Raw genomic sequence first — 20091 nt, forward strand, 5'->3', positions numbered from 1 at the left:
AGCTAGTCCGGGAGGTGGTCGGCTACGAGGGAGAGATACGCTTTGACAGCACAAAACCAGATGGCACCCCACGCAAGCTGCTCGATGTGGGCCGCCTGCACTCTCTGGGCTGGCGGGCGAGGATCCCGCTGCGGGAGGGCATCGAGCACACCTACCGGTGGTATCTGGAGCGGTACGCCGCCACCCCCAGCGTCTACCGCTGACCCTGCGGCAGGTTCGGTATCCCGGCGCCTCGGATCACGCGCCTCTCCTCCAGTGCCGAGAGGTAACGCGCCCGCTGCTCACCGGGGGTCGCGTTGAAGTCCGAGAGGTACTTGAAGTTCGAACCCCACTTGTAGCGGTAGTCCGCCCCCTCGGGAGACGAGAACCAGTAGCGGTCCTCGTACCCGTGGTTGTCGGCAGAAGGCTCGTAGATGTTACCCCCCGGGTAGGCCTTCACCCAGGCAAGCGCCGTGTGGATGCCACCGTCGGCATGATCCCTGGCTATTATGTAGTTGTCGTGCACCTTTATCCCGGTGACCCTGTCATAATTTGACCCGCCGGCCTGGGAACGATCCTGGTTCACGATCGTTATACCGTCGTTGTTCCAGGCTAGGACGTTGTCGTAGACGTCGACGTTCTGGCACGAGGAGACGAGTATGCCCGCCTGCCCGAAGCTACTCCCCCGCGAAGACCACCCGTTACGCCAGATCTTGTTGCCGAAGATCTTCGAGTGGTCGCTGATCTCAAGGTGGATACCGTTCCTCGCGTTCCCGTGGATCCTGTTGTTCGAGTAGGTCGCATCGTTACACCCGTTGTCGCACCAGAATCCCACCGGGTCGTTGCGGTACACGTCGTTGCCCGTGGCGAGCAGCCGGATCATATGGTTGTTCTTCATCCCGCCGGCCTCCCAGCGGGGATCGAAGCCCTCGGTGTTGTTGTCGTGGATCCTGTTGTCCTTCACCACGAGGTCCGCCCGGCTGCCGGTGATGCCGAGCTGCCCGCCATGGTGGATGTTGTTCCCTACGGCGAGCAGCTCCCGCGCCCCACCGAGCTGGAGATCCGCGCCGTGCGCCCAGGAAAGGTTGTTGCCCCTGACGGTCCATCCGCTGTGACCGTTGTTGGTGAGCGCCCCGGTCTGGGCGGGGTTCGCAGCATACTTCATCGTGAAGCCCTCGATGGTGACGTCGTCGGAGCGGCCAACCACCCAGTATCTCCTCACGGTCACCTCGACGGCATGCCCGGTGGGATCGTTGGCGAGGATGACGTGCCGGCCGGCGTCGAGGGCGAACTGCCCGGGCCCGGGGTTCGAGGCGACCTGCTCGAGCGGCCTCCCGTCGATGAAGACCTGCTCCGGCCAGCGGCACCGATCGGTGCCGGGCCTGCAGTACCCTCCACTCTCGAACCGCGGCACAGAAGCATAGCTCACCCACACAGAACCCTCCCTGCGCCAGCGCCGCCACACGTCGGAGCCCCGAATCTCGGCACCCGGCCCCGCCTCGAGCGTGAGCGGCTTGTTCACGACGACGGTCTCGCGGTAGACGCAACCCCCGGGCACGTGCAGGATCGCACCGGCCGGCGCGGCGTCGACCATCTTTTGCAGCGATCGTTTGCAGGTCGGTTTGGTCTCCGTCGCCCCCCGGGCCTCCCGGGCACCACAGAGCATGCAGAACGCCGCCGCGGAGAAGACCAGAGCGATGGATGCCACCATCCAGAAACCCCTCGCCCTCCGGCCGAACGCCGCCGAACTTCGCCTCAACACCATACCCCCCTCCTGCTCGTTGTCAGGGAGCTCCAGAGGAGCCTGTAACCGGCCCAGCCAGCGAACCGGTCAGGAGTGTTATCGGCGTAGAACGCCCAAGACTTTATCCCGATTCCTCAAAATAGAGCCAGAGATGCCTGGTCCCCTGTGGAACAGCACGATGAGGAGGAGATCAGTTCGAGAAGCTGGCAAACCCCTGCTGAGGCTGTCCGCCTATGGAGGTGAAGTCACCCCCTGCGTAGAGCCTCCCGCGCAGGAAATCCGGCGTGAGCTCCCACACTCCAGCATCGGCCTTCGGCGCCCAGCCAGGATCCACAGCCCCCCTTACGGGATCAATCGCGGCGAACTTGCGTCTCAGCAGACCTCCGAAATGATCGTAGTGCCCGCCAACGAAAACCTCGTCGTCGAAGACGGTCACGGCCTGACAGTCACCGTCGGCGTGCCGGCTCCACAGGACGGAACCGGTCGTCGTGTCGTACGCCGAGGCCGCACCGCCTCCGGTTCCTCCCTCGGCGGTGAAGACGTAGCCCCCGGATTCCACCAGATCTATGACGGGACGCATGATCGCTGGCCTCCAGGAGAGCAGAGTCCCCAGGGCGGGGCTCAGGGTGGCCAGGTACCTCCTCGACTGGCCGGAGACGGCAGTAAAATACCCCCCGGCGTAGATCCGGGTGCCGTCGATGGAGACGGTGAGCTTACGCACGGTGTTGTTGGCAGATGGGTGCCAGTTCGGGGCGAGGCTACCATCGATGCCGTCCACCAGGGCGAGACGGGTGCGTGCCCGTCCGTCGACGTGCAGGAAAGCTCCTCCCAGATAGACCTCGTTCCCGGCCACGGCTATGGTGCGCACCGTGCCATCAGCTCCGGCTCTCCACCCTGCAACCGCCCTGCCGGTGGTCGGGTCGAGGGCGACGAGCCTCTCGTGCGGGACGCCCCCGACGCTCGTGAAGTCCCCTCCAGCGTAGATCTTCGTGCCGTCCGGGGAAGCGGCCAGCGTATAGACCGCCCCGTTCGCCCCTGGGTTCCAGCCCCTCAGCGCGCCTGTGGCGGCATCCATGGATGCCAGTCGGGTGCGCGGGACTCCGTTCACGTGCCGGAAGTTGCCGGCGATGTAGATGCGATCCCCCCACAGCAGGATGGCTGAGACCCGACCGTCGGTCTGCACGGTGTCATACGGGCTACCGGCCGGGGCAGCCCGCGCGGGAACCTGCAGGATGAAAAGGAACGCCAGGGCCACCGCACAGCCTGCCAGGGAAACCGCCATACGATCCACATCATTCCGGCAACTCGCGCTGTCCCTCACACCCCACTCACCCCGAGAACTGCGCGAAACCCTGCTGAGAACGCCCGGAGACCTTAGTAAAATCCCCGCCCATGTAGAGGCGCTGGGTGCCGAACGCCGCCAGCGCCCACACACCGCGACCACCCTGGGTGTTGCCCCCCACGTCCGGCTGCCATCCGGGATCCAGACTGCCGGTCGCCGCGTCGAGCGCCGCAGCCTGACTCAGGCTCTGACCGCCCAACAGCTCGAAGTGCCCGCCCACATAGACTCTATCCCCCACCAGGGTTATGGCCTGGCAGTCTCCATCCGCCGCCACGCTCCAGAGAACCTGGCCGGACGTGCCGTACGCAGACACCGCTCCACCTCCCGGCCCACCCTGAGCAGCGAACACCCCGGTGCCGGAAACTGCCAGATCGAGCACCGGCCGTTTCGACGCCGGCTTCCAGAGGGGATCGAGCGCACCCGTCACCGGGTCGACGGCGACCAGATACTTCCTCGTCTGCCCGGAAAATCCCGTAAAGTCGCCCCCGACATACAGCCGCCCGCCGTCAGGTGCGAGGGCCATGGTCCTCACGATGGCACCGGCGGAAGGAGCCCAGAGGGGATCGAGCGCACCCGTCGCGGCATCCAGGAGCGCGAGGCGCGACCTGCTCTGACCGTTCACGTTGAGGAAATCACCTCCGACATAGATCCTGTTGCCGGAGACCACGATTGAGCGCACTACACCGTCCGCCGAGGGATCCCATCCGGCGTCCGCAGCGCCGGTGGTCGGGTCGAGGGCGACGAGCCTCTCGTGCGGGACGCCCCCGACGCTCGTGAAGTTCCCTCCGGCGTAGATCTTCGTGCCGTCCGGGGAAGCGGCCAGCGTATAGACCGCCCCGTTCGCCCCTGGGTTCCAGTCGGGGTCGACCGTGCCCGTCGTGGCGTCGATGGCCGCGAGGCGGGACCTCTTGACGCCGCCCACGCTGGTAAGCCCGCCTCCGGCGTAGACGAGATCCCCGTCGCTGGAGGGGGCCAGCGCGATCACCGGCCCGTTGGCGTTCGGGTTCCAGCTCGTGATGGTACCGCTGGCGGCCCGCACGGCCGCCAGGCGGTTGCGCGAAGCGTGTCCGAAGACGGTGAAGTTGCCGCCCGCGTAGACGAGAGAGCCGTCGGGCGAGAGTGCTATCGCGTTCACCGTCTTGTTCGCCCCAGGGTTCCAGGCCGTCGGGAGACCGTTGGAGGCATCTATCGCGGCGATCCTGGACCGGGCAGCACCGTTTACGCTGGTGAAATCACCACCCGCGTAGACCAGAGACCCGTCGTTCGATACCGCCAGGGTGTTCACCGCGGCGTCCGCGCCGGGGTTCCAGCCGGGGTCAACCGATCCGTCCACCGGGCTGACCTCAGCAAGGTAGCCGCGCGATATCCCGCGTACGTTCGTGAACCTCCCCCCCGCGTACAGGCGAGAACCATCGGGTGAGATCGCCAGCGCGTAGACTGTGTTGTTGGCGTTGGCGCTCCAGGAACCATCTACCGCACCGGTGACGGGGTCGAGCGATGCCAGCCGGCCGCGTGCAACACCGTTCACCGAGGTGAACGCCCCGCCCACGTATACACGGCCGCCGTCGGGCGCGATGGCGATGGCGTCCACGGTCCCGTTGGTGGACGGGGTCCATGACTGGTCCACCTCCCCGGTGGCGGCGTCGAGCGCGACCAGGTTACTCCGGGCCTCGCCGTCCACCGTAGTGAAGTTCCCTCCGGCGTAGATCTTCGTGCCGTCCGGGGAAGCGGCCAGCGCGTCGACCGTCCCATCCAGCTTGGGGTTCCAGTCCGGGTCCGTGGTGCCATCCGAGAGGACGTGGGCGATCCCGGGCCTGAAGCTGCCCCCGACCCGCTGGAACTCTCCCCCGATATACCATCCGCCAGAACCATCGGGGGTCACGGCGAGCACCCGCCCGTTCACGTTCGGGAAAGCGCCGTCCAGCGTCCCACCGCCGGAGTACAGGGCGACGCCGAAACCCGTGTTCGGCCCGACCTGCCGGAAGTTGCCCCCGATATAGATCTCATCGCCGACACGCTCGATGGCCGAGACCCGCCCGTCCGTGACCCAGGTCGTGTCGGGGATGCTGAACGGTGTGGCGAACGCCGTGGCCTGCGGCAGGAAGATTCCGAAAGCACCAAGCAGGAACAGCAGGAGTAATCGGCGAACGGATGCCGGCCCCCGGCCACTGCGGCCCCGCTGCCCCGTACCCGGCATCCGGTATCCTGCTCTCATCGCATCGAAAACCGGGCGAACCCGATCCTCTGCCGGTTGTTTATGGAGGTGAAGTCACCCCCCGCGTAGAGCCTCCCGCGCGAGGTGTCGGCCAGCAGTTCGTAGGGACCGAGCTTGTTGGCATCGGGCGCCCAGCCTCGGCTGAGGCTCCCGGATCTCGGCACTATCGCGAAAAATCCCCCGCGATGCCGGCCCCCGACCCTGTCGAAGTGTCCCCCGAAGTACACCAAGCCGCTCATCACCGCCACGGCCTGGGTGTTGCCGTTGGTATGCTGGCTCCAGACGATTCTCCCGGAGCCCGTGCTGTACGCAGAGGCGGCCCCACCCCTCAGTCCCCCCTGCGCGGCGTAGACGCGCTTTCTGGTCACCGCGAAGTCTATGACCGGCCGGCGGGGATTGGGACTCCAGGCGGCAACCCTGCCGGAGAGGGGGTGGAGGGCCTCAAGGTTGCGCCGGTACGGTCCTCTGATGGTGGAGAAAGCTCCCCCGACGTACAGACGAGATCCAACGACGTCGATCCTGCGCACGGAGCCTCTGACCCCCGCCTTCCAGTTCTCGACGAGGGCACCATCGGCGGCCCCGAGTAAGGCGATCGAGTAGCGGGTTTTGCCGTCGACCTTCCGGAAGTCTCCTCCCACGTAGATCCTCGTTCCGTAGACCTCGATGGCGCGCACCGGGGCGTCGGCGGAGGCGCGCCAGCCGCCAAGTGTTCTCCCCGTCGAGGCGTCCAGCGCTGCCAAATCATCGCGGTACGTCCCATCCGTCCGGGAGAAGTCTCCTCCCACGTAGATCCTCCTCCCGTCGGGAGAGGCCGCGAGGGCGTACACGGGCCCGTTGGTGGTCGGACTCCACGGTTTCAGCAAGCCCGTGCTCGCATCGAAGGCCGCCAGGTTCGACCTCCGGACCCCGCCGACCCTGCCAAAGCGTCCTCCCATGTAGATGGTGTTCCCGACCCTCAGGAAGCAGTAGACCGTGCCGTCGGTTTGAAAGGTGCGGTCCGGGACGTTGTTCAGAGCGGCCAGGGCGGGTGGCGCCGCGGCGAGCAGCCAGAGTACGGCACAGCACCACATCGAAATTATGATACGGAGTCTCATCATCCAGCTCCTCTCCACGAATCCAGGTGCCATGCGGTGCATACTTCCTCCACCCCCCGGACTCCCATCGGCAGGACCGCAGCCATGTAACGAGTCTGACAGATAGTGCAAGAGGTCGCATCCCCCAGATGGCACATTAAGGCAGCAACCCGGCAGGATTTTCGCGCGGTGTGTTTAACTAGAACAGCCGCGATAGCCTGGACAGGATCCCCCAGGGTTTCTGAGGGTGCCTGCTGGGGGAAGCCGGGAGGCCGTTCTGCCTCAGCAGGGCCTCCTTCTCGGCGGTGGAGAGGTAGCGGCCGCCCTTCTCGGCCGGGGTGGCGTTGAAGCCGGTGAGAGACCTGCACCGCCCCTGCCACTTGAAGCGGCAGGCGCTTTCGCGGGACCCTTCGAACCAGAAGGCGTCCCCTACGCCACCATTGTTCATCGCAGGGTTGTAAAGGCTCGGGACGCCTCGTATCGCGGAGCCGCTACCGTTCCAGAAGATGGCCGCATGGTCGGACGATCCTGGCGGCTCGCTCTGTATGATCTTGTTTGCCTGCAGCCTGACGTCTCTGACGGTGTTATAGGCCTGCTCGTGGCTTCTCCTCCTCTCCTGCTGGACCACGCCGATGCCGGATGCATTCCAGGCCAGGACGTTGTCCTTCACCACCCCGTCGCGGGAACCGTTTATGGAGATGCCCGCACCGTTGTAGGAGTTGCCCTCCCCCCAGCCGTTCTCCCACACCACGTTGTCGCGGACACTGAAGTTCTTTGTTATCTCGACCCGGATGCCGTTCCTGGGGTTGCCGTGGACCCTGTTGTGCGAGATCTCCACGTTCTTCTGCGCCGGGTTCACCACGTCCGTCCAGATGCCTATGTCCCTGTTGTCATAGACGTCGTTGCCGGAGATCACCGCATGGCGGGGCTGGGTGACCTTCATCCCCCCGGCTTCCCAGCGGGGATCGAAGCCCTCGACGTTGTTGCGGTACACCCTGTTGCCCACGATCTTTACGCTGGCATCATTGCTCCCCAGGCCCAGCTGCCCGCCGTCGTGCAGCTCGTTGTCGCGGGCGACGAGGCCGTCGCCGAGGGTGAGGGAGAGGTCTCTGGCGTGTGCCCAGGAGAGGTCGTCGTTCTCCACGGTCCAGTCCGAATAACCGCCGTTCCAGAGGCCGTCCCCCGCGGCATCCTTCATGGTTATCCCCTTCACGGTGACGCCCGGCGAGGCGCCCACTATCCAGCTCTTCCTCACGGTCACCTCGACGGCATGCCCGGCGGGATCGTTGGCGAGGATGACGTGCCGGCCGGCGTCGAGGGCGAACTGCCCGGGCCCGGGGTTCGAGGCGACCTGCTCGAGCGGCCTCCCGTTGATGAAGACCTGCTCCGGCCAGCGGCACTCCCGGCTCGATCCCTCGCAGCGATAGCGGTGATCGACGGGGAAGCGCGGCACGGAATCACGACTCACCCACACAGAACCCTCCCTGCGCCAGCGCCGCCACACATCGGAGCCCCGGATCTCACCCTTCCCTCCGCCATCGAGCGTGAGCGGCTTGTTCACGACGACGGTCTCGCGGTAGATGCAGTTCCCGGCGAGCCTGACGGTGCTGCCGGGGCGCGCCGCGTCTATCTTCTTCTGCAGGGAGTCATGGCAGGTGGGCCGGATGTTCGCCGCCATCCCGGTCTTCGCACAGGCCTGTAGCAGGAGTATGAGAGCGCATAAGCTCGCCAACACGATCCCGACCGACGACATCCTGCGGCGACGCCGGGAACCCGCGCGTCGATCCGTCCCTCCATCCGTCGGCGCCCATGTGGCGGAAACCGGGCAGCGGGGACGTCTTCCGTACACAAGCCTCTACCAGTAAGCTCCGCGAAGCAGTTTCAGCGACACGCGCAGCCCCTTGGCGGCCGCCTTCCGGGAACCCCGTCCTAGAAGCCCCCGGGCGGGGAGGTAGCGGTTGCGGATCATCGCATCCTCCCTGTCGCTGTCCTCGCGCAACCTTCTGTTCTTCTGCTCCGGGTAGTAGCGCATCCTGGACCAGGGACGCGGGACGTGGTGAGGTATGGTATGCTCGGCGAACCTGGCCCACAGATCCGCATCCATCGCCAGGTTGAACCGGGCGTCAAGCCCTCCGACCCGCTCGTAGATCCCGCGCCGCCAGAAGGTCGAAGGCTGCGGCAGGTAGTTGTAATCGTGCATCCAGACGAAGCGGTTGAAAGCTATCTCCTTCTTCGGCCGGATAGGAAGACCTTCGGCGTCGATCCACAGGCTGTCGCCGTAGACCACCTGAAGTTCCGGGCGAGACAGGAAAATCTCCGCCACCTCGCGCAGGGTATGCGGCTCGTGCAGGTCGTCGGAGCACAGCCAGCACATGATCTCCCCGGTCGACCTCTCGAAGCCCTTTATGAGGGCGTCGGTCTGCCCGCCGTCCGGCTCGCTCACCCAGTAGGCCAGCCGGTCGGCATACCGCTCGATGATCCGCACGCTGCCATCGCTCGAGCCACCGTCGATCACGATGTACTCCAGGTTGGGGTAACCCTGCTCCAGAACACTCCTGATGGTCGCCTCGATGTATCGGGCCTGGTTGAAAGAAGGGGTCACGACGGAGATCTTCGGCCAGTCCAAACCTCTATCCTCCTCCCGAACCACCGACACGAAGTTCCAGCCTCTCTGGCCGCGGTATCCCGGCGTCGTTCTCCCGCGACGGATTCCTCACCGCCATCATCCCCAGCGTCGCGAAGACGAGCATGAACGGGAACTCCAGATATTCCTGCATGAGGGCGGTGGTCACGTTCAGCAGCAGATATAAGACCATCAGGGCGAGAGCGAACCACCCCATGCGGTCGCCCCCCCGCCGCGCCCTGTGGACCACCAGCGCCATCGTGGAGACCCAGAAGACCAGGAAGAGCGCCAGACCGATCATCCCGGTATCCAGCAGTTCCTGCAAAAACCCGTTGTGGGCGGAGACCACCGGGAAACCTACGATCTCCTGCATCCGGTAGAGGTTCTCGGGATTCCAGAAGGCTGCGAATCCGACCCCGAGCAGAGGATGCTGCTCGATCTGGGGGACTATCGCTTCCCACAGGGGGATGCGGCCCGTCAGGGACATCGAAAGCTGTGTGTTGTCGCGGGTCAGATAGGGAACGATGAGCCCGAGCATGCCGCTGGAATAGGATACGTATGCGCCGAGCGCAGCCGTAACCGCCAGACCGAGCTGGAAGATCCGATCATGCACGCGTGTCCTGTAGAGCAGGTAGACGATGACGAGCGCCAGCATCGCCCACAGAAAGGGCCCACGCGTCTTCAGCACGAAGACCGGCAGGAGGAGCACGAAGACGTAGAGCCAGTCCCGTGTCCTCCACTTCCTCAACCCCACCAGAGAGGTGATGAGCAACGTGACCACGGCGGTCATCACCGGGCGCGCGACCAGGGCGGTGAAATTGCCGTTTATCTCGAGCCGCTGCGCGGGATTGAGTGGATCGATCTGCCCCCAGTGGAGGGGCAGGGGGATGAGTATCACCAGCGCCGAGAGCAACCCGGCCACCGTGATGTGCCTGAAGAACATAGCACGCCCGTCCGGGCGCGCACCGTAAAAGCCTGCACCGAGGCCGAAGCTGCCGAACGTGACGAGGACGTAGGCCACCAGGTTCCTGATGGTCAGAGGCGGGTAGACGCTCCACAGGAGGCTGGCATAGCCCCACCCCAGGTACACCGCCCAGAGGACCAGGATCCACCGGAAAGCCACATCCATACGTTTTATGGCACCCATCAGCAGGATCAGCCCGATGCCCCCGAAGGCAACTATCATGATCTGGTTCTGCAGGGAGCCTGAAGCCGTGGCCTGGGCCGCATCCTGGCCACCCACCACGCGCGGGTCGTAGAGGGAGAGCGGTGCGATCAACACGACCCACCAGAAGACCAGGAAGACCGGCACCAGCCTCCCGGCGAAGGTGCTCCGCCGGGGCGGCGAGCCGACCACAGCATCCTCCGCGATGTCCCCCCGGCGTTGGAAGTAGCCTCTCGTCGCCAGCCACAGCCCGATGCAGAAGGTGGCCGCCACCACGAGGAAGGTCGGTGCCGGCACGAAGGCAAGCCCGGCGCCCCCGGCGCACGCCAGGAGCGAGAGGGCAAGGATGGTGCCCGGACGTGCACCGGTCCGGCCAGGGAAAAACACGGACCTCACCCTCTGCCCCAGAGCCCGAAGCGGGCGTTCACGATCTCTCTCCCCGGCGGAGGACCACCGTCCCACAATCCCGTATCACCACCAGAATCCACGAGAACGAACCTCATGGGAACATGATCTTCTGGAAAGTCGTACGCGGCATCGGCTGGGTGGCACATCTTTCGGCGCACGTTTCGACCCCGGCTAAAGGGCCGGGACCGTCCGTCCGGAGACCAGCTCTCCGTAGACCGCCCGAGCACGCTCCACGAGCGGCTCGAGCGCAGGATCGCGGGCGAGCTCCTTTCTGAGCCCGGCCTTCAGCCCGGCCTTCGTGGCGGAGGGACGGGCGACTTTCTCCTCCACAAGCACGCTGTTGCGCTTCGCCCTGTGTGCCTCCTCTATACGGGCAAACACATCCTTCACGGTTTCCCCGGTGTGCTCGAAGACACCGAAGGAGGTATCGAATCTGTCGTTGACCCTCTCGATGACCGAGCCGTAATCCCGGGTGACCTCTTCGAATGTTCCAAGGACGTAGGAGTCACGGAATCCGGCCACCGCCTCGTAGAACGATATGTAGTAGCTGAGCGCCATACCGGCCGAGAACCGCGGCTCACGCAGCATCAGGGAGACCACTGCGTCCATGGGGTTCCGGATTAGCACCAGGGCCGGTATACCCAACCTGGAGGCTCGGATCACCTGCGCCGGGGCGTGGAGATGGTGGGCGATGCGCACCGGAACCTCCTGTGCCTGTCGAAACGCGAACACGGCGAAGGTATTGCCGGATCTCGGGAATCCCTCTATAACGAGCCGCGTCTGCCGGCTCACCAGCATCTCGCGGTAGCCGCTCCTCACGCCGTAGATCGCAAAGAACAGAGAGGGGTGACGCCCCACCCGGATCCTGGTCCTCTCTCTGAGTTCGGTGATCATGTACCTTCCTCCGTGTGGCCTATTTGTGTACATGGATCCGCTTCCATTCAGGCAGGGCACGCAGCTTCTCCCGCAGGATTCCGGGCTCCGAGGTGTCGTAGGCGAGCCCGTAGCAGGCCCTGAAGGCATCGGAAGCGATCCTCTTTCCGGACACGCGGAGGGATGAGAGTTCAGCCATCAGCTCTTCGTAGTCGTACCCCATGATCCTCAGCCTCTCTGCCCCGATCCAATGCAGATACCTGCGGCACCACGCTTTTCGGAAGGGGGTGTTGAGGGTCTGTCTCCACCGCTCCAGCGAACTCCTGCTGACGCCGTCGTATATCCGCGTCCCGGTCGGGTCGCCCTTGCGCCCCTTCAGCTTGATACTCCCGAAAGAGTCGAGGACGGAGCCGTCGAAGGGCAGCCCCAGATAACGGAACACGCCCCTCCAGGTGTCCTCCGGGTCGGTCACCAGGTCCTCGTAGCGCACCGCATGGGCGCGATCCCCGGCCGTCGTGTAGGTCCTGATCAGGTTCTCAAGACCCTCGAACAGGTCTATCTTGTGCCGATAGAGGTTCCATCTCCCCCCGCCCCAGGTCTCGATGATGGAGGAGACCACGGAGAGGGGGTTGCGCCAGAGAAATATGTACCTCGCCCCGGGGAATGCCGAGACTATGTCACCGGCGATGAGGTGGTAACGAGGGGTCTTGTCCAGGAAGTAGCGGACGCCTTCCGGGGCGGCTCTGCCGTACAGCCTGAGCACCATCTTGCGTATCTCGGCGAGATACTCCTCCCTGCCCCCCGGCAGCACGCTGCAGAAATCCTCGATGGCGTTGACGAGGGCGGCGTGGTTGAACTCCGCGTACACGCCACCCCTCTTCAGCGTGTAGAAGTACGGCAGGAGAAGCCAGGGCTCCGAGGCGGTGGCCACATCCTCGTGCGCGGCGAGTATCCTCTGGGCCAGCGTCGACCCGGAGCGGGGCAAAGAGAAGATGAAGACCGGTGTCGGAGCCTCACCCAACGTCGACCCGGGTATCGTCGCGGACAACTACCATCTTCTGTCCCTCTCGTAGCCGAGATCCACCAGCAGATCCCCCGCCACCTCCTTTACCGCCTCAACGTGCTCGGCAGAAAACTCCTCCCGCCAGCCACCTCTCCTGCCCCTCCGAAACGTCCGACCCGCTCCAAAGAGCCCCTCGCAGATCTCCTCCACCCTCTCATCATCCAGCCTTATCCCCAGGTGCCCGGCAACCCTCACAACCGTCCGGCGCTGGGCCTCACCGCTGCCTCCGCCTTTGGGACCCACCAGATCCTCAAAACGCACCATCAGCGCCCCACCCTCCTCCTCCCACTCCATGAATCCCCTGTAGCGCTCCTCAAGAGAGCGCATCACGTGCCGGCCGAGACGACCACCACGGATGGAGAACATGAGGCGCTCATGGTCGCCGGGAAGAGACATGTACTCCCTGTAGGCGGGGTGCCGGGGGAGGCTCTTGAGGTAGTACATGTGCGAGAGGGCGGTATCGCGGGGGTCGCGCAGGATACACACCACCCTGAATCCCTGCTCGCGCAGGATCCCGGCAAAGCCCGGGCTGTAGACGCAGTGGGCGCTCACCACCGCCCCCTCCGGCACCCGCCCCAGCCTCCCTTCCAGCCAACGGCGGCTGACGTACTCGGGGAAATCTATCCCCACCGGCACCCTCTCGGAGCCGTACGCCCTGAGCAGCCGGCGCAGCAGAGGGTGTGACCCCGACAGAACGTCGCGCCTTATTCCCTTCTGGAAGTGTTCGAACCCGAGCAGGATGAGCAGGCGCAGCAGCAGGTGCGTGCCGCTCTTGGGAATGGAGTTCGCCAGAACCCGCGTCTCGAGCCCGCGCCCGGAGACAGCCCCGGCCGGTCTCGTCCGGGAGCGGATCACCATCTTCTGTCCCTCTCGTAGCCGAGATCCACCAGCAGATCCCCCGCCACCTCCTTTACCGCCTCAACGTGCTCGGCAGAAAACTCCTCCCGCCAGCCACCTCTCCTGCCCCTCCGAAACGTCCGACCCGCTCCAAAGAGCCCCTCGCAGATCTCCTCCACCCTCTCATCATCCAGCCTTATCCCCAGGTGCCCGGCAACCCTCACAACCGTCCGGCGCTGGGCCTCACCGCTGCCTCCGCCTTTGGGACCCACCAGATCCTCAAAACGCACCATCAGCGCCCCACCCTCCTCCTCCCACTCCATGAATCCCCTGTAGCGCTCCTCAAGAGAGCGCATCACGTGCCGGCCGAGACGACCACCACGGATGGAGAACATGAGGCGCTCATGGTCGCCGGGAAGAGACATGTACTCCCTGTAGGCGGGGTGCCGGGGGAGGCTCTTGAGGTAGTGCATGTGCGAGAGGGCGGTATCACGGGGGTCGCGCAGGATACACACCACCCTGAATCCCTGCTCGCGCAGGATCCCGGCAAAGCCCGGGCTGTAGACGCAGTGGGCGCTCACCACCGCCCCCTCCGGCACCCGCCCCAGCCTCCCTTCCAGCCAACGGCGGCCGATCTCGCGCGGAAACTCGACCCCGACAGTCACCTTCTCGGGGCCGCGTGTCCTCAGGACGCGTCGCATCTGGGGGAACCTCCCGGACTCCACCAGGTGTGGCCCGATGCCGAGGAACCGTCCCGGCTCCCGCGCTCCGGTCAACCTCCTGAGCAGCTTATCCACACGCCCACTTCCGCGCTCGCCGACCGGCCTGGGTCTCAATCCCCCGAAGTCGACCAGATCGAAATCCAACAGGGTGAGCAGGCGCAGCAGCAGGTGCGTGCCACTCTTGGGAATGGAGTTCGCCAGGATCCGGGGGCCTCTTACCGGGCTCTCTATTCCTACAACCTCAGTCTCCATCTTTTCCTCTCAGATCGGGTTTGGACAACAACCTCAGGACCGGCGCGGGAGAGAGGGTCATCTGGGTGCTGATGCCGGTCTTCCTCTTGGCCGCCACGACCATGGCCAGGTTCTGGATTATCAGGACGGCAGTCCCCACCCCAGCCACCCCCAGAGCACCGTAGCTCCGCGCCGCCCACAGACACCCGACGACGAAGAGGATCCCGGTCGAGACGGAGATCCACATCATGGTCCTCTGGTGTCCGGTCATCTGCAGGGTGAGCCCGCAGGATCCGGACCACACGGCGGACACCTTGCCCAGGCTCATGATTGCCAGCACCGCCGCCCCGCTGGCGAAGTAATGCCCGTAGACGAGCCCCAGTATCGGGCCTCCGGCCACAGCGAAGAGCAACAGAGCGAGCGCGGATGGTATGCCGGCGAGCGTGGCGACGGGGCGTATGGTCCGCTCCAGCCGGTCCTTCTCACCCCGGGCGTAGAGCTCGGCGATGATGGGCGGGAGCACGGCGTTGACTATCATGAGCGGCATCGTGACGAGGGCCACGAAGCGCGAGGCGGCACCGTAGACAGCCACCTCCTGCGGCGGCTGGAAGGCGGCGAGGATCCAGACGTCGGTCTGCAGGAAGACGAAGACGCTCAGGTTGCTCACCAGCAGCGGCGCGGAAACGCCGAGAACCTCGCGCAGGGGCACCGCCCGCACTGCAGGCGCCTCCCGGCCCCCGAGACGCCTGATCCTCCCGTACAGCGACCAACCCGACGCGAGCGTGGTGACCGAGGCGGTGCCCAACATCACCAGCATGACGCTGGCAAGGCTCGAATGCCCCCAGTACGTCCACATCGGCACCAGGCAGACCAGGATCAAAACCCTCATGAGCAGCCCGGCGCTGCTGCCTCCTGTCGATGCACCCCCGAAGATCGTGGTGAGCCTCACGTCATGGAAGCCCCGGAAAATCTCGGCGACGAGATCCTGCACGGTCGACACCCCGATCCAGGCGGCAACGAGGCCGGTGACCGACAGGATCACGGCCGAGTTCCTGAACAGGCTTCCAGCAAGCAGCCCACCGAACACCAGATACAGGATGCTCGCCACCGCGGCACCGGCCACCCCCAGTGCCACCATCGTCAGGGTCACGCGTCGCGTGCGGCCTAGCTCCCCCACCCCGAGCCCCTCGGCGACGAAGCGCCAGGCCGCCCGATTGAGCCCCATCTCTCCGACCACCGTCCCGAAGGTGACGATGCTCAGGATGATGAAGTACGCGCCCAGCTCGGCCGGCGTGAGCAGCCGGGCCAGAAGGGCGTTGGAGACGATGCCGAGTACGGCGGCCGCAGCCTTGCCCCCCATGGCCCAGGCGCTCCCCGAGAGCAGCCGGCGCCTCAGCGAGGGGATGGCGGGAAGCGGGCGGTCTGCCTGGTCGCTGCGAATCAAGGCCCTACTTCGCGCCGTAACCCGGGATGTAGCCGAAGCGGTCGGAGCTCCTGGAGAGTCGTGCCTTGTTCACGACGGTGCCGATCACGTTGGCCCCGACGTTGTCGAGAACCCCCAGGGCCTGCCTCAGGGCCCTCCGGCGGGTCTCCTGTGTGTCCATCACGAGCAGCACCCCGTCCCCGTGCTTCGCGAGGACAGCGGTCTCCGAGACAGCCCGGACCGGCGGGGTATCCAGCAGAACGTAGTCGTACTCCTGGCGGGCACGGATCAGAAACTCGGTCATGCTGCGGGAGCCGAGTATCTCGGCCGGGTTGGGCGGTATGTGGCCCGCGGTCACCAGGTGCAGCCCGGGCACGGGCTCGCAGCGTACCTCCCGCAATTCGAACCGTCCGACGAGCACGTCCACCAGGCCGGGTGAGATCTGAACACAGAAGAGCTGGTGCTGGACGGGCCGGCGCAGATCACAGTCGAGGAGCAGGACCCGCTTGTCGGCCTGCGCCAGCGAGACGGCCAGGTTGGCACAGGTCACGCTCTTGCCCTCGCGCGGTGCCGCGCTGGTCACAACCACCACCCTGGGAGGGGAGTCGACGTGGGCGTAGAAGAGGTTGGTACGCAACATCCTGTACGCTTCGGAGGCCGCCCCGTATGGGTCGTGGATGACGACCAGGCTCTCCGAGACCGCCTTCGCCTTCTCTCGGTCCCCACCGACCACGGAGAAAGACTCAGGCTTATTGGGAGACAGGCTCACTTCACGTTCCTTTCTTGTTGCCGGATACAGCAAACTGCGGGATCACTCCGAAGCTGGGCACACCGGAGGCACGCTCGATGTCGTCGACGGAGCGCCAGCTGTCGTCCGCATGCTCCAGCAGGAACACCAGCCCGAGGCCGAACATGACACCGAGACCAAGCGCCAGGGCGCCGTTGCGCAGCGGCCTGGGACTGGACGGGGCGACAGGGGTGGTCGCCCGCTCCCACACCGACGCGACGATGAGGCTGCCCCCGGCCGTCGAGTCGGTTATACGCTTCGCCGAGACGTCGGCGAAGGCGTTCACGATGTCGCGCGCCCGCTCCGGGTTGGTGCCCCTGTAGTCCAGCTGGATGAACTGGGTGCTCTGTACCTGCTCGGCCTTCAGGTTGTCCAGGAGCTGCTGAGGGCTCATCCTGAGGTGCAGGTTCTTTATTACCTGCTCGGCTATCGGCTTGCTGTCCACCGCCACGGTCATCGTCTGGGTGAGCTGCTGGAGACCCTGCACATCGCTGGGGGACAGGACGCTTCCCTTGGGATCCTTGATCTGCTTCTGCCCGACCAGCAGCTGCGCGGAGGCGTCGTAGACCGGCTTCTGGAGGTAGCCGATACCCGCCGCAGCCCCGGTGAACAGCGCCGCCACCAAGACGATCACCCACAGCCTCTTCCAGATCACCCGGAATATGTCTCTTATAGAGGAATAGTACTCGTTCTCTGTCGGTGCTCTCTCATACATCTCTGATCCCCTTGTCAGGCTCGCTGCCATACACCCTGAAGGATTCGCGGTCGCCTGCGTTGCCGTTCATCACTGTGCAGATGATGGCCCCGAAAAACCCCGCGAGCATCGGCCAACCGGCACATTTTGCCCGCAGGGCCGTGAGCTCTCCGCAGAGAGAAAGATCCCCCGGAGGATTCAACCCCGGGGGATCTTCTGAGATCCGCTGTCTACGCCTACTGCACGTAGACCGTGGAGACCGCGGTGTTGGAGCTGAGCACGCCGTCGTTGACCGAGAAGTAAACCGTACGGGTCCCGGCCGTGGGGTTAGCCGCGGTGTCGTTGTAGGTCACCGTCCTCAGAACCTTCTCGTAGTCAGCCTTGGAAGCAGAGCCGTTCAGATGAAGGACACCGTTCTGAGCATCGTAGGTGGCGGTTATCCCCGTGCCCGCCGTGCTGGCGGAGAGGCTCTCCGACGCTCCGTCTGGCATGCTCGTCAGCATGACCGTGGCGGACTTGATGTTGACGTCGTCGGCGTCGGCGACCACCAGGTTGTCGGGATCGACGATGGAGACGGGGCCGCCGCCGGGATTGAAGCTGGTTGAGTAGCCCGTATCACCACCGGTGTTGTAGAGGACGCTGGATGGGACCACCTGTTCCGGCTGACCGGGGTAGGACCACTGCAGCTTGGCCACCGCACCACCGCCGTCCTCGTAGTAGTCCATCTGGATGTCGTAGCGCTGCCCGGCCTGCAGCGTGATCGTCCCAGAGTCGTCAGTCGGCGCGTGATCCCCCCAGTCGTCGATCAACTCCTGGCCATTCACGAACAACCTCACCCCATCGTCAGAAGTGGTGGTGAAGGTGTAGTCCCCGCTCACCGGCGCCTCTATCTGTCCTGTCCAGCGAGCGCTGAAGGTGTCGGGGCCTATGGCTGGATCGGGGGAGCCGTTGCCCCAGTCGAAGTTCACCGTCGGGTCCACCCGGCTCACCTGCGTCCCGGTGAAGTCCTGGTTGTCGTAGTAGGTGGCATCGAGCCCGCCGTTGTCACCGGTGTAGAGCAGGTCGTTGGAGGGCACGACCTGTTGGGACTGGCCGGGATAGGACCACTGCAGCTTGGCCACCGCACCACCGCCGTCCTCGTAGTAGTCCATCTGGATGTCGTAGCGCTGCCCGGCCTGCAGCGTGATCGTCCCAGAGTCGTCAGTCGGCGCGTGATCCCCCCAGTCGTCGATTATCTTCTGCCCGCCGATGTAGAGGCGCACACCGTCATCAGAGGTGGTGGTGAAGGTGTAGTCCCCGCTCACCGGCGCCTCTATCTGTCCTGTCCAGCGAGCGCTGAAGGTGTCGGGGCCTATGGCTGGATCGGGGGAGCCGTTGCCCCAGTCGAAGTTCACCGTCGGGTCCACCCGGCTCACCTGCGTCCCGGTGAAGTCCTGGTTGTCGTAGTAGGTGGCGTTGAGACCACCACGCTGGAGGCCGTTTCTATGCTCGAACCCGTTCAAATCTATCGTGGGGGTGGCGTAGTCGACCGCGTGGTAAGTCGGGTCGTAGGTGAAACGTGCCAGGTTGTACTGCGGCACCCCGGAGACCCCGATGAACCCCCCGCCCACGTAGAGGTAGTTGCTCGTGGTGGTCAGCGTCCAGCCACCGTTGTAGTTGGGCCGCGTCTTCTCGTCGAGGGTGGGGAGCCAGTTGCAGTCTATGGTGCCGGTGTCGGGGTTGAGCGCGGCCAGCCCCTTGAGATAACTCCCGCCGCAGACCTGCTGGTCGAGCGGGTTGATACCGAAGTGTCCCCCGATGATGAGCCTTGAACCATCGGGAGAGAAGGCGACGCTCTGCACGTTTCCGACCGTGTTGTAGCGCCATACCTCGTCTCCCGAATTGCCGTTGTCCAGCCGGAAGGCGGCGGCGTAGTTCGGCTTGTCCCCGAATCCAACGTAGAGACGGCTGCTGGTGACGGTCATGTCCCAGGCGATCATCGGGTTCTCGATCGTGCCGGCAGGTATGGCCCAGGGATCGACGTTGCCGGTGGCCGTGTCGAAACGCGCCACGCTCTGCCTGGGTGCCGTGGTGCGATCGGAACCCACCACCGAGGTGAAGCCACCGGCCGCGAAGATCGTGTTGCCGTCGGTGGAGAACTTCAGGTCGTGCACCGTACCCCCCTTGGCCTTCGGCTTCCAGGAAGTGTCGAGCGCACCCGAGGGGAGCTTGAAGGCCGCCAGGTTCTGGCGGCTCACGCCGTTTACCGAGCTGAAGGTGCCGCCGATGTACAGCTCGGTGTCGCTGGGAAGAACAGCGTAGACGGTAGAGTTGCTGGTGCCGACCGTGGCGGAGAGCGGACTCAAGGCCCCGCTGCTCTCGTCGACAGCCGCCAGGTTCTGCCTCGGCTGGCCGTTCACCGAGGTGAACCTCCCGCCTATGTAGACCTGCCCGTTCCTGACGGCGAGGGCGCGTACGACCGGTGAGAAGCTCCCGTCGCTCGCCACGTTGGGCCTCCAAGTGGATACCGGCGTCCCCGTCGCCACGTTTATGGCGGCCAGGTTGTTGACCGCGAGGGTCTGCCCACCCTGCCCCGGAGGCTTCTGGCGCAGCTGGGTGAACCTTCCACCGATGTAGAGCGTCTTGCCGTCCTCCGAGAGCGCCGAGGCGTAGACGACCCCGTTGGTCATCCACACACCCGGGTCCGGTGTAGTCTTGAGCCCGATGGTGGCGTGGGCCGGCGCGGCGCCTACCGCCGAAACCACCGATACGACCACCACGGCCAAGAGCGCCAACAGGGATGATCTTCGTCGCACGTCCTTCTCCTTGCGTGTATACCTGCTACGTCTACGGCTCTCTCCGCGAGAGCCCGGGCAGGACCCCAGCCCGGCCACGCAAAGAACGATAGCTACGTCACGGAGCACGGCACATCC

General features: G+C 65.2%; 15 protein-coding genes and 1 pseudogene. 1 reads left to right on the forward strand and 15 read right to left on the reverse strand.

Annotation, left to right across the window (positions count from 1 at the left end):
- Positions 1-203: pseudogene (locus tag PJB24_RS08460) on the forward strand (GDP-L-fucose synthase); the annotation flags it as partial.
- On the opposite strand, the gene PJB24_RS08465 reads toward PJB24_RS08460, so the two are convergent.
- From PJB24_RS08465 to PJB24_RS08535, 15 genes are all read right to left on the reverse strand, one after another.
- Positions 194-1744 carry a right-handed parallel beta-helix repeat-containing protein gene (locus tag PJB24_RS08465; protein ID WP_273844787.1) on the reverse strand — a complete coding sequence of 517 codons (1551 nt, stop codon included), beginning with the start codon at positions 1742-1744 and terminating at the stop codon, positions 194-196. The pseudogene PJB24_RS08460 and the gene PJB24_RS08465 sit on opposite strands and share 10 nt — an antisense overlap.
- A gap of 169 nt (positions 1745-1913) precedes the next feature.
- On the reverse strand, positions 1914-3005 hold the full coding sequence (locus PJB24_RS08470) for an outer membrane protein assembly factor BamB family protein (protein WP_273844790.1): 1092 nt from the start codon (positions 3003-3005) through the stop codon (positions 1914-1916).
- 46 nt (positions 3006-3051) lie between these two features.
- Positions 3052-5262: a WD40 repeat domain-containing protein gene (locus PJB24_RS08475; RefSeq protein ID WP_273844793.1), complete on the reverse strand. Its 2211-nt coding sequence runs from the start codon at positions 5260-5262 to the stop codon at positions 3052-3054.
- 14 nt (positions 5263-5276) lie between these two features.
- On the reverse strand, positions 5277-6374 hold the full coding sequence (locus PJB24_RS08480; RefSeq protein WP_273844794.1) for an outer membrane protein assembly factor BamB family protein: 1098 nt from the start codon (positions 6372-6374) through the stop codon (positions 5277-5279).
- 178 nt (positions 6375-6552) lie between these two features.
- A complete protein-coding gene (locus tag PJB24_RS08485) occupies positions 6553-8031 on the reverse strand; it encodes a right-handed parallel beta-helix repeat-containing protein (protein WP_273844796.1) in 1479 nt (492 codons plus the stop codon).
- A 177-nt stretch (positions 8032-8208) separates the two neighbouring features.
- On the reverse strand, positions 8209-8979 hold the full coding sequence (locus PJB24_RS08490) for a glycosyltransferase family 2 protein (protein WP_273844797.1): 771 nt from the start codon (positions 8977-8979) through the stop codon (positions 8209-8211).
- Between the two features lie 4 nt (positions 8980-8983).
- A complete protein-coding gene (locus tag PJB24_RS08495) occupies positions 8984-10528 on the reverse strand; it encodes an O-antigen ligase family protein (RefSeq protein WP_273844798.1) in 1545 nt (514 codons plus the stop codon).
- A gap of 192 nt (positions 10529-10720) precedes the next feature.
- Entirely contained in the window at positions 10721-11443 is a 723-nt protein-coding gene (locus PJB24_RS08500; RefSeq protein WP_273844799.1) for a hypothetical protein, read from the reverse strand.
- Positions 11444-11462: 19 nt separating this feature from the next.
- Positions 11463-12470, reverse strand: coding sequence for a sulfotransferase family protein (locus tag PJB24_RS08505; RefSeq protein ID WP_273844800.1), 1008 nt, complete (start codon positions 12468-12470; stop codon positions 11463-11465).
- On the reverse strand, positions 12471-13343 hold the full coding sequence (locus PJB24_RS08510; RefSeq protein ID WP_273844801.1) for a sulfotransferase domain-containing protein: 873 nt from the start codon (positions 13341-13343) through the stop codon (positions 12471-12473).
- Positions 13337-14296, reverse strand: coding sequence for a sulfotransferase domain-containing protein (locus PJB24_RS08515; protein WP_273844804.1), 960 nt, complete (start codon positions 14294-14296; stop codon positions 13337-13339). Before PJB24_RS08515 ends, PJB24_RS08510 begins: the two co-directional genes overlap by 7 nt.
- Positions 14286-15719, reverse strand: coding sequence for a lipopolysaccharide biosynthesis protein (locus tag PJB24_RS08520; protein WP_273844807.1), 1434 nt, complete (start codon positions 15717-15719; stop codon positions 14286-14288). Before PJB24_RS08520 ends, PJB24_RS08515 begins: the two co-directional genes overlap by 11 nt.
- Before the next feature lie 4 nt (positions 15720-15723).
- Positions 15724-16431, reverse strand: a complete 708-nt coding sequence (locus PJB24_RS08525) for a CpsD/CapB family tyrosine-protein kinase (protein ID WP_273844809.1) — start codon at positions 16429-16431, stop codon at positions 15724-15726.
- Positions 16432-16468: 37 nt separating this feature from the next.
- Positions 16469-17230 carry a YveK family protein gene (locus PJB24_RS08530; RefSeq protein ID WP_337959013.1) on the reverse strand — a complete coding sequence of 254 codons (762 nt, stop codon included), beginning with the start codon at positions 17228-17230 and terminating at the stop codon, positions 16469-16471.
- A 185-nt stretch (positions 17231-17415) separates the two neighbouring features.
- On the reverse strand, positions 17416-19974 hold the full coding sequence (locus PJB24_RS08535) for a PA14 domain-containing protein (protein WP_273844813.1): 2559 nt from the start codon (positions 19972-19974) through the stop codon (positions 17416-17418).
- Positions 19975-20091 lie beyond the last annotated feature (117 nt).

It is taken from the genome of Rubrobacter calidifluminis (assembly GCF_028617075.1).
GTDB lineage: Bacteria > Actinomycetota > Rubrobacteria > Rubrobacterales > Rubrobacteraceae > Rubrobacter_E > Rubrobacter_E calidifluminis.